A 9,997-nucleotide genomic window follows, 5' to 3' on the forward strand; every position below is an offset into this window, starting at 1 on the left:
TCCCTTCTCCTATCACTTTTTATAAAATGGTGTTTTGACAACTTTTGCCTTTAAGCGGCGTTTACGAACTTGCACTTCGACAACTGCATCTAACTCACTAACGTTTTTATCTACAATGGCCAATCCTACATTTTTATTAAGGGTTGGCGACTGGGTACCACTAGTGACAAAACCGATTTCTCGACCTTCTGCATAGACGCTATAGCCAGTTCGAGGGATCCCTTTGTCTACCATCTCTAATCCAACGAGCTTACGATCGGGACCATTTTGTTTTTGCCATTTTAGACGAGACTTCCCAATAAAGTCACTCTCTTTTTCTGTCTTAACGGCAAAACCAATCCCCGCTTCTACTGGTGTAATATCCTCCGATAGCTCTTGACCATAGAGAGCTAAGTTTGCTTCAAAACGTAATGTATCACGGGCGCCTAACCCACACGGCTGAATGCCTACGTCTTCACCAGCTTTTAAGATCTCCCTCCAGAGTGAAGAGGTGTCGTCCCATGAACAATAAATTTCAAACCCGTCTTCACCTGTATATCCCGTTCGAGAGACAAGTGCCGAAACCCCAGCTATATCTACCCCTTCTCGAAATTTAAAAAAGCGAATCTGGGTTAAATCAACTGTCGTCATCGTCTGCAAAACTTTTTCTGCATTTGGACCTTGAAGAGCTAATTGTCCATATTCAGGTGAGCGATCGACGATGTTTATGTCCGCACTAGCATGTGTTTTCAACCATTCATAGTCTTTATGTGTATTCGCAGCATTAACGACGAGGAAAAAATTGTCCTCACTTCGCTTATAAATGAGAAAGTCATCAACGGTTCCGCCATCTTCATAGCACATCGCGGTATACTGGCAACCACCAACTTTTAATTTCGAAACATCATTTGTAACGACTGTTTGTAAAAATTCTTCTGCACCAGTCCCTTGAACTTCAATTTCACCCATATGTGAAACATCAAAAAGACCAACATTTGTACGAACAGCATGATGCTCTTCTTTGATGCTTGAAAATTGAACGGGTAAATCCCAACCTCCGAAGTCAATCACCTTTGCATTTAAATTTTTGTACTCATCGAATAAAGGAGTCCTGTTTCCCGACACCAATAACACCTCCAACATATAATGGTATTTCATTTAGACCATTGAACATCTTTAGTTCCTCAACACCATGACTTTGGTCATATTTAAGTTAAATGAGAGCAAAATAAAAGACAGAGACGCCCTTATGATATAAAGTTCGTCTCTGTCCGTGCTACCTGAGAGTTTTTTCTTATCATGTTAATGATAAGTTTTTCCCCGTTGGTGGTTCACAATTGAAGTGAACGCTCTCCAGAGTTGCGTCAAGTAAGAGTCTGTTTGCCTGAGAGATTCGCACATAGCTTGCTCCTTCGGCGTCGGCTCATGTTTCTACCGAACTCTCCCCTTACTTTCATTCGCCAATATCAACTTGTCTATGTAACACCAAAAGCGATAGGCGCTCGTTTATCGGCGACTAGCGCTGGAGGGCCGACAAGTAGAAGCGCTTTCTGCTTCAATTGTCGGACCGAAGCGACCTCGAGCCGATAGCGCCTACAGCTAGACGACATCAAAAGCGATAGGCGCTCGATTATCGGCGACTAGTGCTGGTGGTAAATATGATAACGTTTTCGATACTAGCTAAAAAGAATAACGCGCGCATACCAACCGCTAACACAATCGAGCAACTATTTTCTTTAAAAATACACATTAAACAAATAATAGATGGACATAATATTAAAACGTCTTAAGTTAAGTTTATCGTATCATCAACTGATTTTCGTTGGCAACAAAATTGTCATATTTTTTTAATTATTTCTCTCACTTCGTTAACTACGAGAAAGATAGGAGGGGACCATGGATATTAATATAACGTTCGATACAAGCTGGAAAGATGAATGGTTGCAACGACTGAACCAACATGGGCCTTGGGCTGATTGGAATATATATAACCTAGGATGGCAATCAATCGAAGAGACGGCTGTCGAAAACTTTCATACATTATATGCACCGAAATATCTCGAACATTTACAACTCTACCCACATCAAATTGAAGCTGCCCGAACTGTTATTGAAAAAATGAATGGAAAAGCTATTCTTGCCGATGAAGTTGGTTTAGGAAAGACAATTGAAGCAGGTTTAATTTTAAAAGAATATATGATCCGTGGACTTGCCAAAAAAGTTCTCATCCTCACCCCCGCTTCCCTCGTCAGTCAATGGGTGAGTGAACTGAATCAAAAGTTTTTTATTCCCGCTGTCGAACAGCGCAAAGAATATGTTTGGGAGCAAGCTGATATCATCGTTGCTTCGATCGATACAGCAAAACGCCCACCACACTGCGATATTATTGAAGAACAAAATTATGACTTCATCATTGTTGATGAAGCACATAAACTTAAAAATCCAAAAACGAAAAACTATCAGTTTATCCAACAATTAAAGAAAACTTATTGCCTTTTACTTACAGCCACACCTGTCCAAAACCGACTGGACGAAGTATTTTATCTCGTTTCCCTCCTAAAACCTGGTTATTTAGGAGATGCAGAAACTTTCCAACAATCATATCAAACAGAAGAAGACCAGGAACACTTGCAAAAATTAATGAAACAAGTCATGGTCCGAAATCGACGACAAGATGCAAATATGGATTGGCCAAAACGGACCGTTCATACCGTTGATATTGAAATGAGCCAGGAGGAGCGTGACTTGTACGAGGAAGTTTCAAAATTAAAATCAAGTCAGACACCTATTCACCCATTTACTGTCTTGACATTGCAACGAGAAGTTTGTTCGAGCCGAGAAGCTGCTTATTTAACCATACAATCTATGATCAAAGAGGCTGAAGGCAATGAAGAACTTCAACAAACTTTGCAGCAAGTCATAGGAAAAATTGAACAAGTAAGTTTACACTCCAAAGCGCAAAAAGCGTTAGAACTGATTCAGCAACTTAATGACAAAGTGATCATTTTTACAGAGTACCGTGGAACGCAATTATTTCTACAATATTTTTTCCAACAAAACGGGATAAAGGCTGTTCCATTTCGAGGTGGGTTTAAACGTAGTAAGAAAGACTGGATGAAGCAATTGTTTAAAAATCAAGCCCAAGTTTTAATCGCCACTGAAGCCGGCGGAGAAGGGATTAACCTTCAGTTTTGTCACCATATGATTAATTACGACTTACCTTGGAACCCAATGAGAATTGAACAACGCATCGGTAGAATTCACCGACTAGGACAAGAAAATGATGTCACGATCTATAACTTCGCGATTCAAAATACAGTTGAAGATGATATTTTACAACTGCTCTATCACAAAATTGGGTTATTTGAAAACGTGATCGGGCGTTTAGATGACATATTAGAAAAAGCGGACAGTGACTTTGTCGAACAACATGTTAGCGATATATTATTACAATCGAAAACCGAGGGTGAAAAGCGCATTAAAATGGAAAACTTAACCGCATTCATCGAATCAAAAAAGGAGGAAAACGATGCATCAGGAGGACATTCACCAGTTTCTTAAAACCTTTTTCACTAGCAATGATTGTACAATCCTGTCTGACCAAGAAGGGGTTTTAGGGGTTCAACTTACCGTTGATATGGATAAGGTGCTGATGAACCGTCCCTTTTATTGGCATTATTTAGAGAAAATCGGCGGCATCCCCAACCCGATGCAGTTATGGCTTAAGACCGACCCCGAATCCGATTGCCAGGAACCTAAAGCCGAATCGATCCACTTCGGATCACCTCGATTACAACAAATTTTCCGTGCCTGTCGAGAGCAAGGTCGTTTTGCCAATATGTACGAAAAGTGTCAACCACAAGCAGCAGCGATCCCGCTTCACCCTTGGTTGGTGGTAAACTTAAAAGCCGCCTACCGAAGTCACGTCCATAAAGATGAGCGATATTCAATTGGCCTAAATTTAGCTAATGGAGAAATGATCGATAACTTTCATCAACTCCTTCGCAAACGCCCTCTTTCAGGTACAATTGCTGACTACTGTTTTACGGTTTCACCAATCATTAAACCTGAAAGTGGCTTTGAAAGAATAAGACATTGGGTAGAGGAAAATATCAAGTCGAAGGATCACTCATGGGCGGATGAAGCTTATCAATTATGGAAACAACACCTCGACCTTCTCCATACGTTTTACGAGAAAGATCAAAACGACTTAGATAATGAGAGGTATGAAAAAGAAAAACAAGCCTTAAAAGAGCAATTTGAACCTCGTATTCAAGTTGACGTCATTAATGGAGGACTCTTTTACTTAAAGCCTGGTTCATAAAACATTGTTGCTGCTTCTTCGAGTTTATCAAAAACAACAAAGTTTACGAAAAAAACGTACTCTACAGTAACCAAGCTTAAAAGCCCTGTAGAGTACGAATAAAATGAGTGAAGTAGCGTTGATGAAAAGTGATTCATTTACGATTTACGCGACTTTCGGTTTTTCCAGGATAACTCCAATGCAAACGGGAGTAAGCCAAACCATTGATACTTACGAGGAAGCTTCGCTTCGCGTTTGGCACGTTTTGTTTCCCTTCTCTCATCTACGGGTTGGTCAACGTACTGAACAACTTGTTCAGTAAGATATTTGACATAATCATTTGTTTTCAAACAAATCACCACTTTCTCATCAACTTTTACTTCTATTTTTGACACTTAGTTTATGAATTATTCCCCAATTGTTCAACAATGAAGTCACACGTTTCAGAAATCGACCGTCCTTCAGTATCTACAACAAGATCAGCTGCGTTTTCATAATACGCTTCTCGCATTTGAAAGCGCTCATGTAGCGTTGACTTGCCCGCACTTGTTAACGGACGAGTTGTATCATCTGCAACTCGCTCGTATAGTGTCGCAAATGAAGCTGACAGATAAATGACTTGTCCATGATGTTTCATTTCGTCAATGTTTTCTTGACGCTCAACAATCCCACCACCTGTAGAAATGATTGATGGCGAACAATCTGACAATTGTTGTAATGATTTCGTTTCTCGCAAACGAAAAGATGCTTCCCCTTCACGCTCAAAAATATCCGCTATCGATATACCTTCTCTTTCTTCTACGAACTGATCGACATCAACAAACGGAAGATTGAACTTTTGCGCAAGTTGCTTGCCGATTGTTGTTTTCCCCGCTCCCATAAAACCAATCAAATAAATATGTTTTCTTAACACGACCTATCTTCCCCCTTCTATCCAATGGGTAATCGTTTGATTATTCGCATCGTAGCGAAACTCTATCCGACGTAATGGCCCCTCATTTAATCTAGATGTTAACATCACAGCATATTGTTCGTCGTCATCAGGCGTGACCACAACCTCGACCTCTCCATTCGGGTATGACATCGTTTCGTTTAAGCTATCATGTTCTCCTTTACTTATCAATACTATAATATGCTTCTTTGCAGCCATAGCCATTTGATCTGCCGCCAACCAATCACTATGCATCGTGGCAAATGTTCTTTCTTGTTCATAAAGAGCGACCTGTTGTAACAAACCTGATACTACAAGTAACATAACAACAAGTGTTACAGGAAGGATGAATCCCCCTTCTCGTTTCATTGACTCCCTCCTTTACTGGCCACATGTCTGAACCGTCTGGAAAACGTTTCTCCTGTCTCAAAAGTCACCGTCATGTCTATTCCGTCCGAAACTTCTCGAACTTGAAATGATTGAACACCTAATAGCACCATCTCCTGTCCCGCTCCACCAACTTGACGTCGAATCCGATCTTTAAATAAATGGAAGGAGATTTGTCGGCCTCGTTTATCCTCAATAAAAAGTTCATTTTGTGTACTTGAAGTTGAATGCTCAACACTAAATCGTAGGTCAACATGAATTTCTTGAAAAAATAATGCTGCATTCTCTCTTGCGTCTGCTTGTTTTGGTATTGCCGTTAAGGAATTAAAAAAGAGTGGGATTAGTGATGTAATGATGAGGAATATGCTCATTGTTACGAGCATTTCAACGAGGGTAACGCCTTCTTGTCTACCTTGGGGAGTATGCAGCTTGACACGACTCATACATGCGTCCATTTCTTCCCTCCCAACTAATACAAATTTCCGCCGTTTGTCCACCCGTTTGTTTATATTGCCATGTATAAACTGTGCCACGGTTATCGGTGGTCGTTCCTTCTTCTGGCAAGTACTCACCTGCAAGTTGATCTTGGACGAGCCGATAATTCAATTCGTCAGCAAACATTTTTTGATCAATGGCAACACGTTCGTTATATATTTGGAAAAACCATGGAAAAAAAGTTGAAGCAAAAAGAAGCAAAATACTAAGTGAAGTAAGAACTTCTATTAAAGTAAACCCGTCACGTTTTTTCAATATAAAAACGCCCTTTCCCCAACAATACTGTTAGCGTATACTCATGTTCTTCATCAGCAAAAACAAGACGTCCAATACGAGCAACACCTCCATTTGCTAAAAACGACATCGGTTCATTGTAAAATGTACCTCTGACCATTTGAAGATGATCTGGTAGTTCCGCTCTTTTTATGACAGTTGTTCTTTGACGTATACGATAACTGTTTTGATCGGGCTCAAAGAGAATGTCTGTGCGAAACCCTCCTATCATCGCTCTCATTTGCGCATAGCGAATATCCGTTTCCAATTGTTCAAAGAAGTGCTCAGTCTCTTTTTTATATGCAGCTTGGTGAAAAGTCACATTTGTAACAAGTACCATCGCAGATAGCAAACTTAAGACGACAAGCATTTCCAAGAAAGTATACCCTAGATTATTATTCATCCTCTTCATCTTTTTTCACAACTTGACCATCTACAATTGTTAATTCCCCACCACTTGGGCACTCAATTTGATCAACATAGCCTTCTTTTTTTAACACCTCTAAACTTTCTGGCGTTTCTCTATTTTCTATTTCATAAGCCGCGATCTGAGCTTGTAACAAATCGATTGTTGCTTCAGTACTTTTGTCGGTCGCTACTTCATTGTTTTTAGCCATATTCGGCACTGCAATTAACAATAAAACGGAAATAATCATAAGCACAATGAGCATTTCAATTAATGTAAACCCTTGTTCACTCTTTCGCAAATAATCCTTCATACTAAAACCCTCCATTTTTTTGTAATAGAGCTTTATGAACAAATGACATTTTCTCGTGAAAGTGTTTTATTTCCGACGACATATCTGAAAATTTATAACTTTTCAAATTAACAACCTTCATGTATAATAAACTTACTAAAAAACAAAGTCAGGAAAACGGATTCAATATGTTTTACATTCTCATGTAACAGGAGGATTACTTGTGACCAATAAATCGTTATATGATCACTTAAACAACTATTTCCAAGATCAATTGGGAAGACAGCTTACCGATAAAGAACGTAAACTTCTATTATGGATTCAAGAAAAAGAGCGTCACGAGAGTGCCTAACTTTTTTGTTTATGCCTCTTTCAAGTTATTATTAAATCATCCTCTCCATTTTTTACGTTACCCTCACGTGTATCATCATTGATAATTTGTCACCAAATGACTTTTATCCTCTTAATCCACAGCACCTCCTCTGCTCTCAATATCGTTCAGCTTTTCACAACTTCTCTACTCAAGTTTCTTACTTATCCCCCTACCATCATTTGATACATCGGAAGTAAAATAGATAGAAACAAAACTAGGATAAACACACCAACGACAAAATACAATGAAAATTGAAATTGGTGGATCCGCTTTTGCATGAACTCAAGCAAATTTTTATATAAATATTGTTGATAGTGGTATAAATCTCTACCTAGAGTATTTCTACCTTGGCTATGTTGAATAACGGAGGCGAGCTCTATTGAATAAAAACCGGTACTTTTTAACGATGAATCTAATGAGATACCGTTGCGTAACTCTTCAGAAATCCGTTGACATTCATGTTGAAAAAATAAAGACAGAGAGTTCTCACCACAAAAATGCAAACTATTTTTCAAAGACATTCCACTCTCAAGTAATGGGCTTAAGTGCATACAAAACCCTAAACTAACGAGCTTCATTATATATTGTCTGATATGAGGTAGCTTGACCAACCGACAGATAATTTCGGCAGATGATCGATTTGTCTTGTACCACTTAAAAATGATTAACAAAGCGATGACAACGATTGGAATGAACACGGCCAAATTAGTCATTACATTCATTAATATTAAAAAAAGTTCCGTCATCAACGGTAATTCTTGATCTAATTGTTCAAAATAAGTTTGAAACTGGGGAATGGTGTAAAAGTACATAACATACATCATGAAGAAGATGAAAAGAAGTAAAAATATTGGGTAACGAAAGTGGCGTTTCATTTGGGTGATTAAATCATTTTTACGTTTGAGGATATCAGCTGCTAAAAAAAGACCTTCTGACAACCGACCATTTTTTTCGTACAATATGACACTCATTAACGCTTCTCGGGAATAGCCAATTTTCAATAACCCATCAATAAACGGCTCGCCTTCCAATAAATCATCGTATAGTGCCCATATCTTAGAACGTAACGGCTCCTCTTCGTACTGAGCCATGAACTTTAGTGCATCTTGTAATGAAAAACCATCATCTAAAAGTTGTGCTAGGCGGTTCAGCAACACTGCTTGTCTTTGCGGGGACCATGATTTTTTCCGCAAACTCATTCCTCCCTTGATAAGTAAAATCCCTATTCAATTCTGATTGGTCAATAAAACCTAGTGCTACACCTTTTAAAATAGAATGGAATACAGACGGGAGTTTCATTTCATTTCGTTGGTAGTCTGACGATAAGATCTTTTGAATATGGGTGTGGTTTAATGTGGCAAACACAGCTGATCGTTGAGGTATGCATAAAGACGTACAAGCTGATAAACAATATGGACAGCGACGCTTCACTAATCGTTGTGTCGTGATACTTTGTAAACATTGCGATAAATCTCGATTAGGAATACCAAACTCAATCATCCGTAACAAAGCACTGTATGGATCTGGGGCGTGTAACGATGCGAAGACAACGTGCCCTGTTAACGCTGCTCGAATAACTAATGAAGCCGTCTCTTGGTCACGAATTTCTCCGATCACAATGACATCTGGGTCATGTCGTAAAACATCTTTAAGTAAATGTCCATAAGACAACCCTGCATCTTCATTGACTTCTAATTGAAGAATATGATCATGCTTTTTCTCTACAGGGTCTTCAAGACTAACAATTTGCTCCTTTTGTAATTCTAAGCGCTCATTTAATAACGAGTAAAGTGTCGTCGTTTTCCCTGTTCCAGTTGGACCTGTTAATAAACATAATCCTGAGCGTAAATGCGTCCAACTTTTTAATTGATCTACATCCTTGGGAAATAAGCAAAGGTCAGATACTGATATCAGGGATTTTAATGAGTGGAGGCGAATAACTAATGATTCCCCTTGGACAGTGGGGACAGTAGAAAGTCTGAGGGAAAGGCGCCGATGTTCAACTTGCAATTCAAGGCTTCCATTTTGTGGCTTTCGACGATTTCCAATATCCATCCCAGAAGTAAACTTGAAATGGCTAATAAGGCGTTCTGCTTGTGAAGATGATAACTTTTTTTGGTGCGACAACGAACCAGCAATACGATAACGAACATCTGTCCTCTTTTCATTTGGGACGAGATGAACGTCACTTGCCTGTGACCGTACTGCTGATGCGATGAGAAGAAAACATTCTTGTTCAACGTTCATAAGCAACAGTCCTTTCCATATTAAGTTCCATATTACATTTCGACAACGTTAAAAAAAATCCTTTTTTTAACGTATAATTACGTCGAAAAAAAAACAAAATAAAAATGTTCGCTCATAAGACATATATTATTGGGATATAGCCAAGTGGTAAGGCAACGGATTTTGATTCCGTGACCCGCAGGTTCGAATCCTGCTATCCCAGCCATTCCTTCTCCATTGGGATATAGCCAAGCGGTAAGGCAACGGATTTTGATTCCGTGACCCGCAGGTTCGAATCCTGCTATCCCAGCCATTCCTTCTCCATTGGGATA

The 9,997-nt window shown here is 39.2% G+C and carries 13 protein-coding genes, 2 tRNA genes and 1 riboswitch; of the genes, 5 read left to right on the forward strand and 10 right to left on the reverse strand.

The genetic code is table 11. The features are described 5' to 3' along the window. Positions 1 to 12 precede the first annotated feature (12 nt). The gene (gene gcvT, locus HNQ41_RS06190; protein ID WP_184663538.1) at positions 13 to 1,107 is read right to left on the reverse strand and encodes a glycine cleavage system aminomethyltransferase GcvT; all 1,095 of its coding nucleotides are present in this window, start codon (positions 1,105 to 1,107) and stop codon (positions 13 to 15) included. A gap of 234 nt (positions 1,108 to 1,341) precedes the next feature. Continuing rightward, positions 1,342 to 1,436: riboswitch (glycine riboswitch) on the reverse strand. Positions 1,437 to 1,875: 439 nt separating this feature from the next. On the opposite strand from gcvT, the gene HNQ41_RS06195 reads away from it, so the two are divergent. Both HNQ41_RS06195 and HNQ41_RS06200 read left to right on the forward strand, forming a co-directional pair. Beyond that, entirely contained in the window at positions 1,876 to 3,540 is a 1,665-nt protein-coding gene (locus HNQ41_RS06195) for a DEAD/DEAH box helicase (RefSeq protein WP_184663539.1), read from the forward strand. Then, positions 3,509 to 4,303 carry a YqhG family protein gene (locus tag HNQ41_RS06200; protein ID WP_184663540.1) on the forward strand — a complete coding sequence of 265 codons (795 nt, stop codon included), beginning with the start codon at positions 3,509 to 3,511 and terminating at the stop codon, positions 4,301 to 4,303. The genes HNQ41_RS06195 and HNQ41_RS06200 overlap by 32 nt, the downstream gene beginning before the upstream one ends. A gap of 137 nt (positions 4,304 to 4,440) precedes the next feature. Here the strand turns inward: HNQ41_RS06200 and HNQ41_RS06205 are convergent, their stop codons facing one another. Genes HNQ41_RS06205 through comGC form a run of 7 tightly spaced genes read right to left on the reverse strand, consistent with a single transcriptional unit; the run spans position 4,441 to position 7,087 of the window. Next, positions 4,441 to 4,632 carry a YqzE family protein gene (locus HNQ41_RS06205; RefSeq protein ID WP_184663541.1) on the reverse strand — a complete coding sequence of 64 codons (192 nt, stop codon included), beginning with the start codon at positions 4,630 to 4,632 and terminating at the stop codon, positions 4,441 to 4,443. Between the two features lie 50 nt (positions 4,633 to 4,682). Continuing rightward, positions 4,683 to 5,195: a shikimate kinase gene (locus tag HNQ41_RS06210; RefSeq protein WP_184663542.1), complete on the reverse strand. Its 513-nt coding sequence runs from the start codon at positions 5,193 to 5,195 to the stop codon at positions 4,683 to 4,685. 3 nt (positions 5,196 to 5,198) lie between these two features. After that, positions 5,199 to 5,582, reverse strand: coding sequence for a competence type IV pilus minor pilin ComGG (gene comGG, locus HNQ41_RS06215; protein ID WP_184663543.1), 384 nt, complete (start codon positions 5,580 to 5,582; stop codon positions 5,199 to 5,201). Further along, on the reverse strand, positions 5,579 to 6,055 hold the full coding sequence (locus HNQ41_RS06220; RefSeq protein WP_184663596.1) for a competence type IV pilus minor pilin ComGF: 477 nt from the start codon (positions 6,053 to 6,055) through the stop codon (positions 5,579 to 5,581). The genes comGG and HNQ41_RS06220 overlap by 4 nt, the downstream gene beginning before the upstream one ends. Further along, entirely contained in the window at positions 6,009 to 6,350 is a 342-nt protein-coding gene (locus tag HNQ41_RS06225) for a type II secretion system protein (RefSeq protein WP_184663544.1), read from the reverse strand. Before HNQ41_RS06225 ends, HNQ41_RS06220 begins: the two co-directional genes overlap by 47 nt. After that, positions 6,337 to 6,771 (reverse strand): competence type IV pilus minor pilin ComGD, encoded by a 435-nt coding sequence (gene comGD / locus HNQ41_RS06230; protein WP_184663545.1) that lies wholly within the window; start codon positions 6,769 to 6,771, stop codon positions 6,337 to 6,339. Before comGD ends, HNQ41_RS06225 begins: the two co-directional genes overlap by 14 nt. Further along, positions 6,764 to 7,087 (reverse strand): competence type IV pilus major pilin ComGC, encoded by a 324-nt coding sequence (gene comGC, locus HNQ41_RS06235; RefSeq protein WP_184663546.1) that lies wholly within the window; start codon positions 7,085 to 7,087, stop codon positions 6,764 to 6,766. Before comGC ends, comGD begins: the two co-directional genes overlap by 8 nt. Before the next feature lie 202 nt (positions 7,088 to 7,289). Here comGC and HNQ41_RS16750 point away from each other — a divergent pair, with 202 nt between their 5' ends. Next, positions 7,290 to 7,418 (forward strand): hypothetical protein, encoded by a 129-nt coding sequence (locus tag HNQ41_RS16750; RefSeq protein ID WP_281393975.1) that lies wholly within the window; start codon positions 7,290 to 7,292, stop codon positions 7,416 to 7,418. A gap of 182 nt (positions 7,419 to 7,600) precedes the next feature. On the opposite strand, the gene HNQ41_RS06240 is transcribed toward HNQ41_RS16750, so the two are convergent. Next, the gene (locus HNQ41_RS06240) at positions 7,601 to 8,632 is read right to left on the reverse strand and encodes a type II secretion system F family protein (RefSeq protein WP_184663547.1); all 1,032 of its coding nucleotides are present in this window, start codon (positions 8,630 to 8,632) and stop codon (positions 7,601 to 7,603) included. Then, positions 8,562 to 9,686, reverse strand: a complete 1,125-nt coding sequence (gene comGA / locus HNQ41_RS06245) for a competence type IV pilus ATPase ComGA (protein WP_184663548.1) — start codon at positions 9,684 to 9,686, stop codon at positions 8,562 to 8,564. Before comGA ends, HNQ41_RS06240 begins: the two co-directional genes overlap by 71 nt. 130 nt (positions 9,687 to 9,816) lie before the next feature. On the opposite strand from comGA, the gene HNQ41_RS06250 reads away from it, so the two are divergent. Both HNQ41_RS06250 and HNQ41_RS06255 read left to right on the forward strand, forming a co-directional pair. Beyond that, positions 9,817 to 9,891 (forward strand) — tRNA-Gln (locus HNQ41_RS06250). A gap of 12 nt (positions 9,892 to 9,903) precedes the next feature. Further along, positions 9,904 to 9,978, forward strand: a tRNA-Gln gene (locus HNQ41_RS06255). The last annotated feature ends 19 nt before the right edge of the window (positions 9,979 to 9,997 follow it).

The organism is Texcoconibacillus texcoconensis, from assembly GCF_014202575.1.
Lineage (GTDB): Bacteria > Bacillota > Bacilli > Bacillales > Salisediminibacteriaceae > Texcoconibacillus > Texcoconibacillus texcoconensis.

What these genes read in the sequence shown, in the direction of transcription:
- comGC (WP_184663546.1), bottom strand. Translation starts at nt 7,087, where the DNA reads ATGAAGGATTATTTGCGAAAGAGTGAACAAGGGTTTACATTAATTGAA.
- comGA (WP_184663548.1), bottom strand. Translation starts at nt 9,686, where the DNA reads ATGAACGTTGAACAAGAATGTTTTCTTCTCATCGCATCAGCAGTACGG.
- comGG (WP_184663543.1), bottom strand. Translation starts at nt 5,582, where the DNA reads ATGAAACGAGAAGGGGGATTCATCCTTCCTGTAACACTTGTTGTTATG.
- HNQ41_RS06200 (WP_184663540.1), top strand. Translation starts at nt 3,509, where the DNA reads ATGCATCAGGAGGACATTCACCAGTTTCTTAAAACCTTTTTCACTAGC.
- HNQ41_RS06195 (WP_184663539.1), top strand. Translation starts at nt 1,876, where the DNA reads ATGGATATTAATATAACGTTCGATACAAGCTGGAAAGATGAATGGTTG.
- HNQ41_RS06220 (WP_184663596.1), bottom strand. Translation starts at nt 6,055, where the DNA reads ATGGACGCATGTATGAGTCGTGTCAAGCTGCATACTCCCCAAGGTAGA.
- comGD (WP_184663545.1), bottom strand. Translation starts at nt 6,771, where the DNA reads ATGAATAATAATCTAGGGTATACTTTCTTGGAAATGCTTGTCGTCTTA.